Origin of the sequence: Microbacterium marinum (assembly GCF_014204835.1) — a bacterium.
GTDB lineage: Bacteria > Actinomycetota > Actinomycetes > Actinomycetales > Microbacteriaceae > Microbacterium > Microbacterium marinum.
Genome location: NZ_JACHMD010000001.1, coordinates 2,534,193 through 2,553,015 on the forward strand (window position 1 = coordinate 2,534,193; position 18,823 = coordinate 2,553,015).

Below are 18,823 nucleotides of genomic sequence, written 5' to 3' on the forward strand. Positions count from 1 at the left end.
GCGGGGGTCAACGCGGCTCAGGCCTGGACGGATCCCTGGAGGTCGAGCTCGATGGTGATGTCCTTCCCCACCAGCACACCGCCGGTCTCGAGCGCGGCGTTCCAGGTGAGGCCGAAGTCTTCGCGGTTGATGACGGTCTTCGCGGTGGCGCCGGCCTTGTAGTTGCCCCACGGGTCGGTTCCGAAGCCACCGAAGTCGACGTCGAAGGTGACGGGCTTGGTGACGTCCTTGATGGTGAGCTGTCCGTCGACGAGGAAGTCGCCACCCTCGTAGCGCACACCCGTCGACGCGAAGGTGATCGTCGGGTAGTTCTCGACGTCGAAGAAGTCCGCGCTGCGGAGGTGACCGTCGCGGCCCTCGTCCTTCGTGTCGATCGAGGCTGCGTCGACCTTGGCCTCGAGGGTCGCCTCGAGCGGGTTCTCGGGCGCCGTGAGGGTGGCTTCCTTGATGGCGAAGTGCCCGCGGACCTTCGAGATCATCATGTGGCGGACACTGAAGCCCACCTCACTGTGGGAGGCGTCGAGCACCCAGGTGCCCGCCTTGTAGCCGGGGATGTCGAGCGTGGTGGCGTCGGTCATGGTCGTCCTTCGTTCTTGGGCGTCCGGCGTTCGCCGGCTGTCAGAGGGTTGAACCTCACGGCATCCGATTGTATTTCCATGAATGCAAATTTCTGGTCAACGTCGGATGGCCGGGAGGGGTCTTGACATCGTCCGGAGCCAGGCGGACCATGTCTATAGGCCAACTCAGCGCCCGGAAGACTCGCAGGCATCGCCGCGGCACCGGGCGCTGAGTCTTTCTCAGCCCGAGGATCGTCGTCCGTGGTTCAGCGGGCGAGCAGTCGCTCACGGATGCGGGTCGCGCGTTCGAGATAGACGCGTTCGTCGTCGGCGGCCCGTGCGTCTCGCCCCGTGACGACCCGCTGCCTGGCCGCCGCGAGGGACGTCGCCTCGCGGATGAAAGCCCGCATGAGCCCAGCACGATCGCCGGGGAGCGTGCGCGCCCAGGCGATCGCCCTGCTGCGTCCCGCAGGTGTCGCGAGCATCTCCACCTCGGCCGGCGAGAACCATCCGACCGCCGCGTACTCGCCCAGCCTCTCGCGCGTCAGCCGCGCCTCCTCCCGGCGCAGCAGCACGATCGCGAGGATGAACAGCGCGAACAGCGGCACTTGGAGCGTGACGTACAGCGCGAAGAAGTCCGCGAGCATCGCCGACCCGTTCCAGAACGCGTGGAGCACGGTCCCTGCCACGACGCCTGCCAGCCAGGGGCCGAGGGCCGCCCCGCGGGAGAGCCCGGCCCGCGCCGCGAGTCCGACGCCGTATCCGATCAGGGCCGTGAACATCACGTGCGCGAACGGCGAGAGGATGCCGCGCAGGAAGAACGTGGTCGCGGCGTCGGCCGCTCCGCCGGTGAGCAGGCTGTCCGCGAAGTAGAGGATGTTCTCGGTGAAAGCGAACCCGGCGCCGACGAGCGCGCCGTAGACGACGCCGTCGACCGGGCCGTCGAACGAGCGACGCGCGGCGACGAAGAGGATGAGGACCCCGAGACCCTTGGCGACCTCTTCGACGATCGGCGCCTGCACGACGGAGGAGATGACATCGGGGACCGCAACCGGACCCAGGACGAGGACGACGAGCAGGTCGACGGCGAGCGCGATCGCCACGGCGGCGATGGCACCCCACGCGACCGCGAACGCCACGAGGCCGCGGGGCTCGGGCTCCCACCGGTCGATGAGGCGGATCGCGAACAGCACGATGGTCAACGGCACGAGCGCGAGCAGCCCCGCCACGATCGCCGCCTCCGCACCCAGGAAGGTGAGCATGTAGGCGACCAGCCCGGCGCACACGACGGCGAGCACTGCCGCCAGCACCCACAGCACGACACGCCCGCGCGAGGTCGAAGGCACGGGAAGCGCCCGGTGCGCAGGAGCCGGCGGCGGTGTCGTCGGCGAGGACTGCGGAGGCTGCGCCAGCGGCGACGGGAACGTCATGGCGATCAGCCTAGGGGCGCGGGAGACCGTCGCCCGCGGTGCGCTCGCCCGTCTCACGCCGACCCACGACGGTAGCCTGGAGGCATGCGCTTCGCCCACATTGTTCTCGACGGTGCCGACGAACCGCAGCTGGTGCTCATCGACGAGGATCGCGCCGCCGTCGTGTCGACGCTCTTCGCGGGCGCCCCCTCGACACTGCAGGCGCTCATCGAAGGCGGTGACGATCTGCTCGACCGCGTGCGGGAGCACTCGCCTCGCGCCACGTGGCATCCGTTCGCCGGTGCCGAGTTCGCCTCGGCGATCTCGGGGAACCCGGTGACGATCGCGATCGGCCTCAACTACGCCGCCCACTCGAGCGAGCTGGGTCTGAAGGCGGATGCCGCGCCGACGGTGTTCACGCTGTGGCCCGGCTCCCTCAGCGGTCACCGTCACACGACGACGTGGCCGAGGTCGCTCAGCCAGTCCGTCGACTACGAGGCCGAGCTCGGCGTCATCGTCGGACTGGCGGCCCGCGACGTGCCGCTCGAGGACGCCCTGGATCACGTCTGGGGGTACACCGTCGTCAACGACATCACGGCCCGCGACATCCAGTTCTCGGAGGCGCAGTGGTCCCGGTGCAAGTCGTTCGACGGTTTCACGCCGACGGGGCCGTTCGTCGTCACCGCCGATGAGATTCCCGATCCGCAGGACCTCCACATCTGGGCCATCGTCGACGGTCAGACCGTCCAGGATGCGTCGACCGGCCAGATGATCCATCCGGTCGCCAAGCTCGTGTCCTACCTCTCCCGGTCGGCGACCCTGCTCCCCGGGACGCTGATCTCCACCGGCAGCCCCGGCGGCGCCGGGTACTCGCGGGATCCGCAGATCTTCTTGCGCGACCGGTCGACGGTCACGGTCGGCATTGACGGCATCGGCGAGCTCACGACGTTCTGTCGCATCACCGATTGAACGAATGACGAAGGCCCGGACGCGATCGCGTCCGGGCCTTCGTCATGGCGTGTGGCTCAGTAGCCCGACTGCTCCAGCAGTTCCTGACACGACATCGTGATGCCCTGCACGGTCACGGTTCCCGACGGGTCGTCGAGGCAGGCGTTCACCTGCGTGATGAGGTCGCCGCCACCGGCTGCCTGGAACGCTGCGACAGCGAGCACGATGATGAGGATCGTGATGAGGATCAGCACGACGCTGACGATGATCGCGGCGAGCGCGAAACCGTTCTTGCGCCCGGCCTTGCGGCTCTGGACGAGGGCGACGATGCCGAGGATGAGGCCGATCAGCTGGGTGCCGGGCACGATCGCGAGGATCAGTGCGACGATGCCGAGCGTCTTGCCGGGGGCCGGCGCGTCCGCTGCCGGCTGTCCGCCGGAGTACTGCGGGGCGTTGGGGTAGGCGGCAGACTCGTAGGCGGGAGCTGCCGGCGGAGTGTGCTGCGGGTTCGGCTGCTGGGGATCGGTCATGTCATGTCCTTCTGGTCGCTGATCGGCCGAGATACCCCCCGACGCTATCGGCCTTCGGGTCTCTCAGACAAGAAGCGGTCAGTTTCCGTCGACATCTCCTGTTGCTGTGATAACGGGGATCGCGCGCGTAGAGGCCTCCAGGCCCGACAGTCTCGCCGGCGAGAGCTGTTTGTCGACGTCGTCGCGCGACATCAGCCCGGCCTCCACCACGAGGTCGCCCACGTTCCGTCCGGTCAACAGCGCCGTCTTGGCGAGAGCGGCGGCCGCGGCGTACCCGATGAACGGCGTGAGCGCCGTGATCACCCCGACCGAGGAGCCGACCATCGTGCCCAGCCGCTCGCGGTTCGCGGTGATGCCGTCGACGCAGTTCACCCGGAGCGTCCGCATGCCACGCCGCATCCAGGTGATCGATTGGAAGATCGAGTGCGCGATCACGGGTTCGAAGGCGTTCAGCTGCAGCTGGCCTCCTTCGACGGCCATGGTCACGGTGAGGTCGGCGCCGGCGACGGCGAAGGCGACCTGATTGACCACCTCGGGGATCACCGGGTTCACCTTGCCGGGCATGATGCTCGACCCCGCCTGACGCGGGGGGAGGTTGATCTCGCCGAATCCCGCCTGCGGGCCGCTCGAGAGCAAGCGCAGATCGTTGCTGATCTTCGACAGTTTGATGGCGTTGCGCTTGAGGGAGGAGGAGAACGACATGAAGGCGCCGGTGTCGCTCGTGGATTCCACGAGGTCCTCGGCCAGCTCGAGATCGAGCCCGCTGATCTCCCGCAGGTGGCGGAGGACGGCGGGCGCATAATCCGGGTGCGTCGTGATCCCGGTGCCGATCGCCGTCGCTCCCATGTTGATCTCGTAAAGGAGGTAGGCGTTCTCCTTCAGACGGTGGTAGTCCTCGCCCAGGGTGGTCGCGAACCCGTGGAACTCCTGCCCGAGGGTCATCGGAACGGCATCCTGGAGCTGGGTCCGGCCCACCTTCAGGATGTCGTGGAACTCGCCGGCTTTGGCGAGGAAGGCCCGGCGCAGCAGGTCGAGCTCCTCGAGGAGCGACTGCAGGTCGAGGCCGAGGCCGACCTTGATGGCGGTCGGATAGACGTCATTGGTCGACTGGCTGCGGTTGGTGTGGTCGATCGGCGAGAGGTAGGCGTAGTCGCCCTTGTCACGGCCGGCCATCTCGAGCGCGATATTGGTGATGACCTCGTTCGCGTTCATGTTCGTCGAGGTGCCCGCGCCGCCCTGGATGACGCCGACCACGAACTGATCGTGGAACTCGCCGTCGATGACGCGCTGGGCGGCCTGATCGATGAGGTCGGCTCGCGAGCCTTCGAGGACCCCGATCTCCTTGTTCGCCCGAGCCGAGGCCTGCTTGACCATCGCCAGGGCGACGACGAGGTCTCGGTAGACCGAGATCGGTCGCATCGAGATGGGGAAGTTCTCCAGTGCCCGCGCAGTGTGGATGCCCCAATAGGCGTCGGCGGGGATCTCGAGACTCCCCAGGGAGTCGGTTTCGGTGCGCGTCGTTGCGTCCAGTGCCATGTGTGGTGTCCTTGTGGGTCTCACAGCGTGAAAGGGATGCCACGAGCCTAGCCGCCGACCTCGATCCGGGCGGCGGGGGTGCGCGTGTCGCCAGCTGCTCGTCGGTGCGGGTCAGCGCGAAGGTTTGCGCGAGAACGCCTCGAGGCGCTCCTGCGCCGTCAGCTCCGCCATCCGAGCCGTCCATTCCGGCGTGAAGTGCTCGGCGGTCTCGGCCTCGACGACCGGGACCACCGCGTGCGTGATCGTGTCGGGGTACACGTGGACGAGGTGGAACGACTGCCCGGCATCCATCCCGTTCACCGCCGTCGCGGGTCGTTGCAGGTTCATCGTGTAGCAGGTGGCCGACGCGACGTTCACGGGGACACCGGCGAACGTGCCGCTCGTGGAGTAGTGGAGATGACCAGCGAGGATGCCGCGCACATCGGTGTCCGCGATGACGTCGGCGAGCTCATGCTGGCGCTGCAATTCCAGGATGTCGAAGAACGGGATGTGCGTGGGCAGCGGCGGGTGGTGAAGCGCCAGGATCGTCCCGAGCGGGGCAGGCTGGGCGAGGATGCCGCGCAGCCAGTCCAGCTGGTCGGGGCCGAGCTCGCCGTGGTGCCAGCCGGGGACGGTGGAGTCGAGGGCGACCAGGCGCAGCCCGCCCAGGTCCCACACGCCGGTGATCGGCTCCTCGGTGCCGACGATGTCGAAGAGCCCCTCCCGCATCGCCGGCCGCTCGTCGTGATTGCCGGCGACCCACACCACGGGCGCGCCGAGGCGGGCGGCGACCGGCTCGACGAGTTCGCGCAGGCGCCGGTACGCGGCCGGCTCGCCGAGGTCGGTGAGGTCGCCGGTGATGACGATCGCGTCGGGGCGGATGCCGGTGCGCTCGACCGCGGCGAGCGCGGCCGCCGCCCCGGCGGTGGAGTCGTACCGGCCGCCGAGGGGGACGTCACCGGCGAGGAGATGGGTGTCGCTCAGGTGGACAATCGTCCGGAGTGCGGGCGCGTGCTGGCCGAAGGTGACGGGCTGCATGCCGCCCAGCCTACGGAGCGCTACCGACGGTGTCGCACCCCGGATCGTCCCGGGCTCAGCGTGCTCGGTTCAGTGGTTGAAGACGATGAGCAGGAGACCGCCGAGGACCGCGAGCCCGCAGACGGTGAACGAGGCGCACGCGGCGACGAAGGCGACACGCTTCTGCGCCGCGGTGAGCGGACTCTTCCGCGCGGCCTTCGCGGCGGCTTTCGCCGCCCGCTTGCGGTCCTTATCGGTGATGACCGTCAGGGCATCGGTGAACTCAGCCGGCGCGACGACGGGCGCCTTGCCGGCGCGCACGAGCAGCCGGACGCCGATCGCGTAGAAGGTGACCACCAGCGAGGCGGCCAGCATTGCGGCGATGAACACCTGCAGGAAGGCGAACCAATCGATCGCGACGTTCATCGTCCCTCCTCCGAGCTCTCGTCACGACGCGCGGTCGACGCGGACCGCGCTTCGGCGCGCTCCGCGCGGAGCTGCCGACGGGTGGGCGGCGGATTGCGCTTGACCTTGACCGCTCGCCCCGAGTGCGCCACCTCGCTCATCGCGTTCGAGTGCGTGACCTCGTTGCGGCGCGAGCGGAGGAAGATGCCGAGGATGATCGCGACGGCGATCACCGCACCGACCAGCACGCCCACGAGCTGCCCCAGCCAGACGACGATGAGTGCCGCGAGGGCTCCGACCGTGCCGGCCGCCGGGAGCGTGAGGACCCAGCCGATCATGATGCGACCGACCGTCCCCCAACGCACCTTCGAACCGCGGCGGCCGAGCCCGGACCCGATGACGGATCCGGATGCGACCTGGGTGGTCGACAGGGCGAAACCGAGGGCGCTCGAGGCGAGGATCGTCGACGCCGTCGACGCCTCCGCCGAGAAGCCCTGGGCCGGCTTGACGTCGGTGAGTCCCTTGCCGAGGGTGCGGATGATGCGCCACCCTCCCATGTAGGTGCCGAGGGCGATCGTCACACCGCAGGCGATGATCACCCACAGCTCCGGCTCGTGGTGCGCGGCGGACTGCCATCCGACGGTGATCATCGCGAGGGTGATGACACCCATCGTCTTCTGGGCGTCGTTGGTGCCGTGGGCGAGCGCGACGAGCGACGAGGTGAAGATCTGCCCCCACCGGAATCCGTCTCGCCCGTCAGGCTTCGAGTCGTATCGCCGGGTGACGGCGTAGGCGACCTTCGTCACGGTGAAGGCGATGATGCCCGCCGTCAGCGGGGCGATGAGCGCGGGCAGCACGACCTTGGAGAGGACGACGCCGAAGTCGATGGCGGAGACGCTGGCACCGACCAGGGTGGCACCGATCAGGCCGCCGAACAGCGCGTGCGACGAGCTGGAGGGAAGACCCAGGAGCCAGGTCAGCATGTTCCAGGTGATCGCGCCGATCAGGCCGGCGAAGATGATGGCCGGAAAGATCTCGACCGATATCTGGTCTTCCCGGACGATTCCGCCCGAGATGGTCTTGGCGACCTCGGTGGACAAGAACGCGCCCACCAGGTTGAGCACGGCTGCCAGGAGCACGGCGACCTTGGGCCGCAACGCGCCGGTGGCGATGGGAGTCGCCATGGCGTTGGCCGTGTCATGGAAGCCGTTGGTGAAGTCGAAGAAGAGCGCCAGGGCGATGACCAGGACGACGATGAGGGCTGCGGTTTCCACAGTTCGCTTTCCGTCGGGGGCGGGGGAACGGGTGCCGCGGCGATCGGCGTTGCGAACGAAAAGTTCACCCTGGCGTCACCTGTCGTTCAACCGGGCCTGAGAAATCCTCGCACACGACGCCTGTACGCATAACCCGTTCCCGCCATCGACGGGTCGGTTAGCGTGGACCGGTGACCACCGACGCACTGCAGCCCCCCGTCGCCGACGCCCGTCCGATCATCCGCACCCACCACGGCGACGCGGTCGAGGACCGCTACGAGTGGCTCCGCGCGAAGGAGGATGCCGACGTGCTGGCGCACCTGACCGCGGAGAACTCGTTCACCGAGGCGCGCACGGCCCATCTCGAGCCGCTCCGCGAGCGGATCTTCGAGGAGATCAAGGGCCGCACGCTCGAGACGGACCTCTCGGTCCCCTCGCGACGCGGCGACTGGTGGTACTACGCCCGCACCGTGGAGGGCCGCCAGTATGGCATCCACTGCCGCGCACCGATCGCCGATCCCTCCGACTGGACGCCGCCCCTGCTCTCCCCGGATTCCGACGTCCCCGGCGAGCAGGTGCTCCTGGACGGGAACGTCGAGGCCGACGGTCACGAGTTCTTCTCACTCGGGAGCCTCGACATCTCGAACGACGGGACCCGGATGCTCTACGGCGTCGACACCGCTGGCGACGAGAGGTACACGCTGCGCATCCGCGACCTGGTGGCCGGCGCCGACTTCGGCGACGTCATCGAAGGCACCTTCTCGGGCGCGGTCTTCTCCCCCGACGGCCGTCACGTCGTCTACACCACGGTCGACGACGCCTGGCGGCCCGACACGGTGTGGCTGCACGAGGTGGGCACGGATGCCGCGTCGGACCGGAAGCTCTTCACCGAACCCGACGAGCGGTACTGGGTCGGCGCCGGATTCACGCGCAGCGACAAGTACCTCGTCATCGGCGTGGGCTCATCGATCACCTCGGAGGAGTTCCTGGTCGACGCGGACGACCTGACGGCCGAGCCGCGCGCGGTGTGGCCGCGCCGCGAGGGAGTCGAGTACTCGCTCACCCACGCCGTCGTGGGAGGCGAGGACGTGCTGTACATCCTCCACAACGACGGTGCACTCGATTTCGAGCTGGTGCGCGTCGCGGCATCCGATCCGATGGGCGAGCGGCACGTCGTCGTACCGCACGAGCCGGGTCGGCGTCTGCTGGACGTCTCGGCCTACCGCGACTGGGCGATCACCGAGTACCGCCGCGACGGCCTCGCTCGCGTCGGCATCCTCGACTACGCCACGGACGCGGTCCGCGAGATCGGCTTCGACGAGGAGCTGTACGCCGTCGGCGCCTCCGGCTCGGCGGAGTGGGCGCCGCCGGTGATCCGCCTGGGCTTCGCGTCGTTCGTCACTCCCAGCACCGTCTTCGACTACGACGTGGAGCGCGCACAGCTCCTCCTCCGCAAGCAGCAGCCGGTCCTCGGCGGGTACGACGCGACGGAGTACGGGCAGGAGCGCGTCTGGGCCACCGCCGCAGACGGCACCCGCATCCCGGTGTCCCTGGTGTGGAAGCGGAGCCACGGCCACCCGGGCGACGCTCCGCGCCCGCTGCACCTGTACGGGTACGGATCGTACGAGCACTCGATCGAGCCCGGGTTCTCCGTGGCACGACTGTCGCTGCTGGACCGCGGCGTCATCTTCGCGATCGCGCATGTGCGCGGCGGCGGCGAGATGGGGCGTCAGTGGTACGAGGACGGCAAGCTGCTCGCCAAGCGCAACACCTTCACCGATTTCGTCGACGTCGCTCGGCACCTCGTCGATCAGGGCTACACGCAGCCCGACCGCCTCGTCGCCGAGGGCGGCTCGGCCGGCGGTCTGCTCATGGGTGCCGTCGCGAACCTCGCCCCGGAGCTGTTCGCCGGAATCGTCGCGGGCGTGCCGTTCGTCGACGCCCTGACGACGATCCTCGACCCCTCCCTCCCCCTCACGGTCATCGAGTGGGACGAGTGGGGCGACCCGCTCCACAACCCCGACGTGTACGCCTACATGAAGTCGTACTCGCCGTACGAGAACGTCCGAGAGGGTGTCACGTACCCGCGGATCCTCGCGGTCACCTCCCTCAACGACACCCGCGTCTTCTACGTCGAGCCGGCGAAGTGGGTGGCGAGGCTTCGCGAGGTCGGAGCGGACGCCCTGTTGAAGTGCGAGATGGTCGCCGGCCACGGCGGCGTGAGCGGCCGGTACAACTCGTGGCGGGAACGCGCGTTCGAGCTGGCGTGGATCCTCGACGTCGTCGGGGCGGCCGAGCTCACTTCCTGACAGGGCACCAGACCGAACGGCCGCGCGCGGACGGCGGACTTTCCGCCTTCGCCGACGGCTCGGTACGATCAGCGCATGCCCGCTGCGGATCGCTTCCATGCCTCTGTGCGTATCGACGTTGATCTCACCTGCGCGCACCCCGATGAGCTGATCGACGGGCTCTCGGATGAGCAGCGGATGGGGAGCGCCGGCCTGGACGGCGAGGAGGCTCTCCTGTCCCTGATCGACGTGGTGATCGCGCCCGGAGCGCGCCACCTCGCTCGCATCGAGGCCGTCGACGCGTCCATCGTCGCATCCGAGTGGCGGGACGGGGAGGGCTCGGTGCCGGCGGGCACGAGCGACGAGACGAGGGTCGCCCAGGCGGGTTCCCGGCTGTCGGGAATCGACTGGGCGCTGGACGAGCTTTTCGCGGAGGGCGCCTCTCCCGCCGAAGGTGCCCGCGACCTGCGCCAGCGGTCGGTCCTGAAGGGCCTCATCTGGAACGCATCGGTCGTCATCGTCGACTGCCTGTTCGAGGACATCGTCTCTCTCGCCACCCACGGGTCGGATCGCTCCCACTGGAGGGATACGCACGTGATCTCCCAGTTGCCCCCGCAGTTCGCGAAGTACTACGACCGCAGCTTCGCGCAGAAGTTCCTCGCCGCCACGATCGAGGTGACGTCGCGACTGACCGCCTCGCCTGTCTATCCGCAGACGGTGGCTCACGAGCTCGCACTGAAGATCGTGCTGGATGAGGCAGAGCGCAACGCCGACCGCCTCGCGGGCTCCGTGCCGGAGGGATGGCGAGAGCACCTGGATGCCGTGCTCTTCCAGGATCTCGACATCGACTCCCTCTACGTCCCCTCGCCCGATGACGAGGATGCCGCGTCGGCCGTCCCACCGATGGATTTTGCGAGCTGGTTCATCCCGTACTCCCACGCCACCGAGTCGGTCCCTTACGCGAACGATGAGGCGAAGGAGCCGGCAGGCCGATGACCACGTGGGGCGAGTTCCCAGGATCGGGAGAGGTCGCCCTTCTACGATGGGAATCCCCAGGGGGAGTACTCCGGCACGGTCGGCTCGTCACTACGGATGCATCGCATCCCGGGCCATCGGTTCCGCACCGCGGAATGGAGGAGACTCTGGCGTCCTTCGCTCACGCCATCCTCCAGGAGACCTCCCGGTGAACGTCACCCCCCTCGTGTGGACCATCACGATCGCCGTCACGATCGCCTTCTTCGTCTACGAGTTCTTCGCCCACGTCCGCAAGCCGCATGAGCCGACGATCGGCGAGTCCGCCCGTTGGTCGGCCTTTTACATCGGTCTCGCGCTGCTGTTCGGCGTCGGCATCGGTGTCGTGGCCGACTGGCGTTACGGCGGGGAGTATTTCGCGGGGTATCTGACCGAGAAGGCACTGTCGATCGACAACCTCTTCGTGTTCCTCATCGTGATGGCGGGCTTCGCGGTGCCGAAGATCTACCAGCAGAAGGTGCTGATGATCGGGATCGTGATCGCGCTGATCCTGCGCGGCGGGTTCATCGCGGTCGGTGCGGCACTGATCGAGAACTTCTCGTGGATCTTCTACATCTTCGGTGCGCTCCTGCTGTTCCTCGCGTACCGCCAGGCCTTCAGCAGTCACGAGAGCGACCCCTCCAAGGGACGGTTTATGACATTCGTGCGCCGCCACCTCGCGGTCACGGACGAGTACCACGAAGACAAGCTCACCGTCCGCAAGAACGGCAAGCGGTTCGTCACCCCGATGCTCCTGACGATCGTCGCGATCGGCTTCGTCGACCTCATCTTCGCGGTCGACTCCATCCCCGCCATCTACGGCCTGACGGAGGAGGCGTACATCGTCTTCACCGCCAACGCCTTCGCGCTCATGGGTCTGCGCCAGCTGTTCTTCCTCATCGGCGGCCTCCTCGAGCGTCTCGTGTACCTCGCGCAGGGGCTCGCCGTGATCCTCGCCTTCATCGGCGTCAAGCTCGTGCTTCACGCGATGCACGTCAACGAACTGCCGTTCATCAACGGCGGCGAGCCGATGCTGTGGGCACCCGAGATCCCGATCTGGTTCTCGCTCCTGTTCATCGCTGCGACCATCGCCGTCGCCACCGTCGCGAGCCTCATCAAGACGCGTCGCGACCCGGGCAAGGCGGACCGCGACGAGGTGCGCGGCGAGCAGGTGACAGCGGCGAAGGATGCCGACACCGAGCGCTCCGGCGAGTCTCGCCGCTGACCGGTGGACGACAGACCCGGCCGCATCACTGCGGCATCCTCGCTCTCACTCCCCCGACTCGACAACCGTAGGGAGCGCACGCGATGAGCGGCGATCTCATCCTCAACATCGCCCTCGTCGTGGTGTTCGTCCTCGTCGGCGGCGTCTTCGCCGCGACCGAGATGGCGCTCGTGACGCTGCGCGAAAGCCAGGTGAGCGCGATCGCCGCGAGGGGGAAGCGTGGGGAGAAGGTCGCGGGGCTGGCCCGAAACCCCAACACCTTCCTCTCCGCCGTCCAGATCGGTGTGACGGTCGCCGGATTCGCCTCCGCCGCGTACGGTGCGACCTCCATCGCGCCGTCGGTGGCGCCGCTGTTCGAGGGCTGGGGCGTGGAGTCCTCGCTCGCGCTGACGCTCGCCACCGTCCTGCTGACGCTCGTCATCGCCTACCTGTCGCTCGTCCTCGGCGAGTTGGTCCCCAAGCGGCTCGCGATCCAGCGCAACGCGCAGTTCGCTTACGCCGTCGCGCCGGTGCTGAACGGCTTCGCCACCCTCATGCGGCCCGTCATCTGGCTGCTGTCGGTCTCGACGAACGCCCTGGTGCGTCTGCTGGGCGGCGATCCCGACAAGACGGGCGAGGAGATGACCGACGAGGAGGTGCGCGACATCGTCGCGAGCCACGAGGGTCTCCCCGAGGACGAGCGGAAGATCCTCGACGATGTGCTTTCGCTCCGGGGCCGGCAGATCAGCGAGGTGATGCGGCCGCGGCCGGAGGTCACCGCCCTCGACGAGTCGGCGACCATCGCGGAAGCCGTCGCGCAGGTGCGCGAACTCCCCTTCTCGCGGTATCCGATCGCAGACAAGTCGATCGATGACATCGTTGGCTTCGTCCACGTCCGTGATCTGTTCGACGCGGCCGCAGCCGACGCGGAGGCGCCGCTGGACACGCTGCTGCGCCCGATGTCGTACTACCCGTCCACGGCGGGCGTCCTGCCCACTCTCACGAGGATGCGTGCCGAGGGGCACCACATCGCGGTCGTCGTGGACGAGTACGGCGGCACGGACGGCATCGTGACCCTCGAGGACCTCGTCGAGGAGGTCGTGGGCGAGATCTTCGACGAGTACGACGCCGCGGCACTGCCGTCGTCGGGAGAGGGCGTCGTCGACGGCCGCCTGAACCTGGCCGAGTTCGCCGAGGCGACGGGTGTCGAGCTGCCCCGCGGCGCCTCCGACACGGTGGCCGGATTCGTGACGGAGCAGCTGGGACGCCTCGCGGTCGTGGGGGATACCGTCGAGGTCGACGGCACGGTCATCCAGGTGACGGCGATGGATCGCCGCCGCATCGCCGAGGTGCGCGTGTCACGGACTGCAGAGACCGACCCGCCGGCCTGACACACGCCGCCCCTGAGCGCCGCGGGCGGCGTCGGATGTGAGAATGGATGCCGGAGGCCGCAGCTCCGTCTACTCAGTCACGTCTCGAGTCAGGGCCTCATGGGAGTTTTCACCTACGGCAGCAACACACGCCTGTCGATCGACGATCGCACGCTCGCCCACCTCGAGGTGGTGATCGGCAGCAAACTCCGCCGCGGCGAGTCGTTCATGTTCATGTGGCCCCGCGACACTTCCGAGGGTGGTGGCCGCGCCTGCGTGTGGATCAATCGGGCGTCGCAGCTGGCCTACCGCTACCGGGGCGATGCCCGCTCGCGGATCAACCCGGGGTGGATCGAGTTGCTGGCGTCCGCCGCGAACTCACCGCAGGGGTTGCATCTCGTCGCCGAGCCGGACGGGGAGCGCGCTGCCGGCTGATCTGTCCAAAAGGGCACCGAGACGATCCGTGCGCGCGGTTCAGCCGTCCGCGGCACGGGACTCGAGGTATGCGCACAGCTCCGCCGCCACCGCGAGCTCGTGCGCCAGCTCCTGCAACTGATGGCTGTCGAGGATCGTCGTGTCCTCGAGGGCGTCGATCGTGATGCGCCACCCGTCACCCGCTGGGCTCCCCGGCTCGATGTGGATCGATGCGTTCGAACTCTTCAGCGGGACCACGATCAGACCGGTGTCTCGTCCGCCGGAGCCGTCCTGAATGACAACCTTGATCGCACCACCCGCTGACCGCGCGTTCCGGAAATCGGTGAGCCACGCCTCGAGGGTCTCTCGCGTTCGGTACGACATTGCGCACGCCTTCCATCAGGGACGCTGCGGAAGGAGGGCTCCCGGTCGACGCGGTCAGGCAAGCATGCCACGGGTCGGCGACCGCACCGCACCACGGTGATAATGGCGAGAAGTGGTGCCGGCTACAGGACTTGAACCTGCAACCCCCGTATTACAAGTACGGTGCGCTACCAATTGCGCCAAGCCGGCAAGGACGCCCAGTCTACCGGGGCGCGACTGAGGTCACGGCGTCGGGGTGACGGTGGGAGTCGGGCTCTGCTCGGCCTGCTCCTTGTAGAACGCGTCGCTCGCGTTGGTGAGGACGAACTGCGAGAACTCCGCGGCATCCGTCAGCGCACCCATGTACGGCTGGCCGTTGACGAGGATCATCGGGGTGCCGGTGAGGGCGAGCCCGTCGGTGTCGGGGATGCTCTCGATCGCGCGCTCGGTGGCATCCTTCGCCCACTCGACGAAGTCGCCGTCCTCGATGCAGGAACGCACCTTCTTGGGATCAGCCGCTCCGATCGCCTGCGCGATGTCGGCCAGCTCGCCGTCCGAGAACCCGTCGGAGTCGATCGCCGGCTGACGGCTGAGGAGTTCGCTGTTGTACGCGAAGAAGACATCGGGTGCGTGGGTGGCGACGCAGGCGGATGCCGCGGCGGCGCGCAGCGAATACTTGGTGCCGTTCGACTTGGCGGTGAGCATCGACACGGGGTGGTACGAGAGGGTGGCGGCGCCTTCGTCGACCCACGTGGTCAGCTGCTCGACGTTGGCCAGGTGCCATTCGCGGGCTCCGGGCGAGAGGTAGTCGACATAGACCCGGATGTCGACCGGCGCGGACGCTTCTCCGGTCTCCGTGGGTTCGGGCGTGGGGGCGGCGGTGCCCTCGGTGGTCGGAGACGGCGCGGCATCCATCACGGCACCGCTCTCGGGCACCGCGCCCGTGACGGAGGTGATGGCGAAACCGTCGGCCGTCACCGTCCGGGGGGCGAGATCCCGCCCGCCCATCGTCGACATGACGGACCAGACGACCACGGCGGCGACCGCGGCGACGGCGCCGGCAGCGAGGACGCTCAGCCCGACGCGTCGCGCCACACGCGCGCGCGACTGGCGGACGTGGACGAGCTGCGCCTTTTCGCGCACCGCTTCGCGGCGATCAGGAGCGGCGGGCGTGCTCTCGCCTGAGTCGTGAGACATGGAACCTCGGGAATGTCGTACGGGTTTCGCCGAAGGGGGGTGTCGGCGGACCTATCGATGTTAGCCAGACGTCCTGGAAGAAGCCTGACGAGACGTCCTCCCCGGCCCGGGGCCCACCGTGGCATACTGAGGGGGCACCCAATGATGGGTGTGCGGGGTGACCCCCGCTCGCTTCACAACGGATCGTCCGGCACGTACCTGCCGGTGAAGGAGAAGAAACGATGGCGTCCGTCACATTCGACAACGCAACCCGTCTGTACCCCGGTGGCACCCGTCCCGCGGTCGACAAGCTGAACCTCGAGGTCGCCGACGGCGAGTTCCTGGTTCTCGTCGGCCCGTCCGGCTGCGGAAAGTCCACGTCCCTGCGCATGCTCGCCGGCCTCGAAGAGGTCAACTCCGGTGCCATCCGCATCGGCGACCGCGACGTCACCGACGTCCCGCCGAAGGACCGCGACATCGCGATGGTCTTCCAGAACTACGCGCTGTACCCGCACATGACCGTCGCCGAGAACATGGGCTTCGCCCTGAAGATCGCCGGCGTCGGCAAGGAGGAGCGTGCGCAGCGCGTCCTCGAGGCCGCCAAGCTCCTCGACCTGGAGGAGTACCTCACGCGCAAGCCGAAGGCTCTCTCGGGTGGTCAGCGTCAGCGTGTCGCCATGGGCCGCGCCATCGTGCGTCAGCCCCAGGTGTTCCTCATGGACGAGCCGCTGTCGAACCTCGACGCGAAGCTCCGCGTCCAGACCCGCACGCAGATCGCCTCGCTGCAGCGTCGCCTCGGCGTCACCACGGTCTACGTCACCCACGACCAGACCGAGGCGCTCACGATGGGTGACCGCATCGCCGTGCTGAAGGACGGCCTCCTCCAGCAGGTGGGCACCCCCCGCGACCTGTACGAGAAGCCGAACAACGTCTTCGTCGCCGGCTTCATCGGCTCGCCCGCCATGAACCTCTTCGCCGCGGACCTCGCCGAGGGTGGCGTCCAGTTCGGCACCGAGGTCGTGCCGCTCGACCGCGACACCGTCGGCCGTGCGCACGGCACGCAGGTCACGGTCGGCGTGCGCCCCGAGGACATCGAGGTCGGCCCCGCCGACGGTCGTGGCCTCTCGGTTCAGGTCGACCTCGTCGAGGAGCTCGGCGCGGACGGCTACCTGTACGGCCACGCTGACATCAACGGCAAGCGCACCGACATCGTCGCGCGCGTCGACGGCCGCAACCACCCGAACGCCGGCGAGACCGTCACCTTGGCTGCCAAGCCCGGACACGTCCACGCCTTCGACCTCGAGTCGGGCGACCGCCTCAACGACAAGGCCATCGCTTCGGCCTGATCGTCATCACCAGCAGTGTCGCGGCGCGGGCGGGTCTTCTGACCCCCCGCGCCGCGGCGCGTCACCGGGAGGTCACGCCGTGGTCCAGTCCCTGAGCATCACCGCCAGCAGTGTCGATGCGGGGCTTCTCGCCCTGCCGTGGTCGACGTCCCTCGCCGAATGGCCGAGCGACACGATCGTGTCGCTGCCGAAGGGGCTGTCGCGGCATCTCGTGCGCTTCGCGAACCTGTCCGGCCGTGTCGTCGCCGTCAAGGAGACGACCGCCGAGATGGCGCGGCGGGAGTACGAGATGCTCGGCTCCCTGGCGAGACTCGACGTTCCCTGCGTCGGCCGCGTGGCCGTCATCGACGGCCGTCGCACGCCGAAGGGGGAAGAACTCCCCGCGGCTCTCGTGACCGCGCACCTGAAGTTCTCGCTCCCCTACCGGGCGCTGTTCACCCAGGTGCTCCGCCCCGACACCGCCACCCGTCTGGTCGACGCGCTGGCCGTCCTCCTGGTGCGCTTGCACACGGTGGGGTTCTTCTGGGGCGATGTGTCCCTCTCCAACACGCTCTTCCGACGGGATGCCGGGGCGTTCGCGGCCTACCTCGTCGACGCCGAGACGGGCGAGCTCCACGAGAACGGTCTGACGCGCGGACAGCGCGAGCACGACCTGGATGTCGCCCGCACCAACATCGCCGGCGAGATCATGGATCTGGAGGCCGGCGGCCGGCTGGAAGGCGGGGTGGACGCCGTCGCGATCGCGGACGGCATCATGTCGTCGTACCGGTCGCTGTGGAGCGCGCTCACCGACACCGAATCGTTCGCGGCCAACGAGACCTGGCGGATCACCGAGCGCGTGCAGCGCCTCAACGCCCTCGGCTTCGACATCGGCGAGATGTCCATCGACGAGGCCGCTGACGGAGCGAGGGTTCTCATTCAGCCGAAGGTCGTCGACGCGGGGCACCACCAGCGCCGTCTCCTCCGGCTGACGGGGTTGGACGTGCAGGAGAACCAGGCTCGGCGACTGCTCAACGACATGGACGAGTTCGCCGCACGTGTGTCACGCCTCGGAAGCGACGAGGAGATGGTCGCGCACGAGTGGCTGACCCGCGTCTTCGAGCCGGTCGTGAAGGCGATCCCCTGGGACCTGCGGGCCAAGCTCGAGCCGGCCGAGGTCTTCCATCAGGTGCTGGAGCACCGCTGGTACATGTCGCAGGCGCGGGGCAGGTCGATTCCCATCGCCGAGGTGCTGTCGTCGTACATCGATGGCGTGCTTCGTCATCGCCGGGATGAGGCGACGGTGTTGGGCCCGCCGACGGAGACGATGGCCGTGCCCGTCGTCACCGGCGATGTGCCGGTGAGCGACGAGGACGACGTGGACTGGCGCGATCTGGTCTAGTAGCCGACGGTGAAGCGTTCGCGGGAGTGCCGCGGCGTCTCGATCTCGTCGAGCACGGCGATCGCGAAGTCCGCGCCCGAGATGAAGGATTCGCCCTTCTCATCGGTGACGACGACGTCGCCGCCGTCACGGTAGGAACCGGTGCGCTCCCCCGGCGCCCAGGAACCGAAGCCCCCGGCCGGGTGGATGTAGAACCAGTCGTGGCCGCGGTCGTCCGACTGCAGGTCTTCGAGGATGCCGATCGCCTCGAGAGCCTCGGGCTTGATCTCCTCGGGGAATCCGCTGTCGACGACGCGGGGGCCGCCGGGAGCGACGAGGCTGCCGCCGGCACCGCCGACGACTCCGACGCGAACCTCGGCGGGCAGCGCGGCGACCACCTCGCCCACCGCATCGCGCATCTTGCCGGCCATGTCGCCGCGCGGCGAAGTGGTGAACACGACGACCTCGACACCGTCGAGCTCGGCGGCGAGGGCGGGAGCGTCGAGGAGTGTCCCCTCGATGTAGGTGGCGCCCTCGACCCGCTCAGCCGGAACCTTGCGGGCGACGGAGACGACGGAGTGACCGCGCGAGACGGCTTCCTGGACGATGTGGCTTCCGGCGTAGCCGGTGCCTCCGATGACGGCGATACGGGTCATG

General features: G+C 68.5%; 18 protein-coding genes and 1 tRNA gene. 8 read left to right on the forward strand and 11 right to left on the reverse strand.

The features are described from left to right. Window positions 1-17: 17 nt before the first annotated feature. Both BKA24_RS12475 and BKA24_RS12480 read right to left on the reverse strand, forming a co-directional pair. Window positions 18-578, reverse strand: a complete 561-nt coding sequence (locus BKA24_RS12475) for a YceI family protein (RefSeq protein ID WP_184218678.1) — start codon at window positions 576-578, stop codon at window positions 18-20. Window positions 579-823: 245 nt separating this feature from the next. Next, a complete protein-coding gene (locus BKA24_RS12480; RefSeq protein ID WP_184218681.1) occupies window positions 824-1,987 on the reverse strand; it encodes a PrsW family intramembrane metalloprotease in 1,164 nt (387 codons plus the stop codon). 84 nt (window positions 1,988-2,071) lie between these two features. Between BKA24_RS12480 and BKA24_RS12485 the strand changes: the two genes are divergently transcribed. Further along, window positions 2,072-2,935 (forward strand): fumarylacetoacetate hydrolase family protein, encoded by an 864-nt coding sequence (locus BKA24_RS12485; protein WP_184218684.1) that lies wholly within the window; start codon window positions 2,072-2,074, stop codon window positions 2,933-2,935. Window positions 2,936-2,991: 56 nt separating this feature from the next. On the opposite strand, the gene BKA24_RS12490 is transcribed toward BKA24_RS12485, so the two are convergent. The 5 genes from BKA24_RS12490 to BKA24_RS12510 all read right to left on the reverse strand — a co-directional run bounded on the left by BKA24_RS12490 (window position 2,992) and on the right by BKA24_RS12510 (window position 7,655). Then, on the reverse strand, window positions 2,992-3,444 hold the full coding sequence (locus BKA24_RS12490) for a DUF4190 domain-containing protein (RefSeq protein ID WP_184218687.1): 453 nt from the start codon (window positions 3,442-3,444) through the stop codon (window positions 2,992-2,994). Between the two features lie 78 nt (window positions 3,445-3,522). Further along, window positions 3,523-4,980, reverse strand: a complete 1,458-nt coding sequence (locus BKA24_RS12495) for an aspartate ammonia-lyase (RefSeq protein WP_184218690.1) — start codon at window positions 4,978-4,980, stop codon at window positions 3,523-3,525. A gap of 111 nt (window positions 4,981-5,091) precedes the next feature. After that, window positions 5,092-5,997, reverse strand: coding sequence for a phosphodiesterase (locus BKA24_RS12500; RefSeq protein WP_184218693.1), 906 nt, complete (start codon window positions 5,995-5,997; stop codon window positions 5,092-5,094). A 69-nt stretch (window positions 5,998-6,066) separates the two neighbouring features. Further along, window positions 6,067-6,402, reverse strand: a complete 336-nt coding sequence (locus BKA24_RS12505; protein ID WP_184218696.1) for a peptidase — start codon at window positions 6,400-6,402, stop codon at window positions 6,067-6,069. Further along, window positions 6,399-7,655, reverse strand: a complete 1,257-nt coding sequence (locus BKA24_RS12510; RefSeq protein ID WP_184218699.1) for an inorganic phosphate transporter — start codon at window positions 7,653-7,655, stop codon at window positions 6,399-6,401. The genes BKA24_RS12505 and BKA24_RS12510 overlap by 4 nt, the downstream gene beginning before the upstream one ends. Window positions 7,656-7,840: 185 nt before the next feature. Here BKA24_RS12510 and BKA24_RS12515 point away from each other — a divergent pair, with 185 nt between their 5' ends. The 5 genes from BKA24_RS12515 (at window position 7,841) to BKA24_RS12535 (ending at window position 13,942) form a co-directional block, all read left to right on the forward strand. Further along, a complete protein-coding gene (locus BKA24_RS12515; RefSeq protein WP_184220781.1) occupies window positions 7,841-9,943 on the forward strand; it encodes a S9 family peptidase in 2,103 nt (700 codons plus the stop codon). Window positions 9,944-10,018: 75 nt separating this feature from the next. Then, window positions 10,019-10,918 carry a hypothetical protein gene (locus BKA24_RS12520; RefSeq protein WP_184218702.1) on the forward strand — a complete coding sequence of 300 codons (900 nt, stop codon included), beginning with the start codon at window positions 10,019-10,021 and terminating at the stop codon, window positions 10,916-10,918. A 187-nt stretch (window positions 10,919-11,105) separates the two neighbouring features. Beyond that, the gene (locus tag BKA24_RS12525) at window positions 11,106-12,158 is read left to right on the forward strand and encodes a TerC/Alx family metal homeostasis membrane protein (protein WP_184218705.1); all 1,053 of its coding nucleotides are present in this window, start codon (window positions 11,106-11,108) and stop codon (window positions 12,156-12,158) included. Window positions 12,159-12,241: 83 nt separating this feature from the next. Then, window positions 12,242-13,528 (forward strand): hemolysin family protein, encoded by a 1,287-nt coding sequence (locus BKA24_RS12530; RefSeq protein WP_184218710.1) that lies wholly within the window; start codon window positions 12,242-12,244, stop codon window positions 13,526-13,528. A gap of 99 nt (window positions 13,529-13,627) precedes the next feature. Further along, on the forward strand, window positions 13,628-13,942 hold the full coding sequence (locus tag BKA24_RS12535) for a DUF7882 family protein (RefSeq protein WP_184218713.1): 315 nt from the start codon (window positions 13,628-13,630) through the stop codon (window positions 13,940-13,942). A gap of 39 nt (window positions 13,943-13,981) precedes the next feature. Here the strand turns inward: BKA24_RS12535 and BKA24_RS12540 are convergent, their stop codons facing one another. From BKA24_RS12540 to BKA24_RS12550, 3 genes are all read right to left on the reverse strand, one after another. After that, window positions 13,982-14,305 (reverse strand): hypothetical protein, encoded by a 324-nt coding sequence (locus BKA24_RS12540; protein WP_184218716.1) that lies wholly within the window; start codon window positions 14,303-14,305, stop codon window positions 13,982-13,984. A gap of 113 nt (window positions 14,306-14,418) precedes the next feature. Then, a tRNA-Thr gene (locus tag BKA24_RS12545) sits at window positions 14,419-14,494 on the reverse strand. A 33-nt stretch (window positions 14,495-14,527) separates the two neighbouring features. Beyond that, window positions 14,528-15,481, reverse strand: coding sequence for a DsbA family protein (locus BKA24_RS12550; protein ID WP_184218719.1), 954 nt, complete (start codon window positions 15,479-15,481; stop codon window positions 14,528-14,530). A 221-nt stretch (window positions 15,482-15,702) separates the two neighbouring features. Between BKA24_RS12550 and BKA24_RS12555 the strand changes: the two genes are divergently transcribed. Together BKA24_RS12555 and BKA24_RS12560 are read left to right on the forward strand one after the other, a co-directional pair. Continuing rightward, window positions 15,703-16,806, forward strand: a complete 1,104-nt coding sequence (locus BKA24_RS12555) for an ABC transporter ATP-binding protein (protein ID WP_184218724.1) — start codon at window positions 15,703-15,705, stop codon at window positions 16,804-16,806. 79 nt (window positions 16,807-16,885) lie between these two features. Beyond that, a complete protein-coding gene (locus BKA24_RS12560; RefSeq protein WP_184218727.1) occupies window positions 16,886-18,187 on the forward strand; it encodes a DUF4032 domain-containing protein in 1,302 nt (433 codons plus the stop codon). On the opposite strand, the gene BKA24_RS12565 is transcribed toward BKA24_RS12560, so the two are convergent. Next, on the reverse strand, window positions 18,184-18,822 hold the full coding sequence (locus tag BKA24_RS12565) for an NAD(P)-dependent oxidoreductase (RefSeq protein ID WP_184218730.1): 639 nt from the start codon (window positions 18,820-18,822) through the stop codon (window positions 18,184-18,186). The genes BKA24_RS12560 and BKA24_RS12565 overlap by 4 nt on opposite strands. Window position 18,823: the final 1 nt, after the last annotated feature.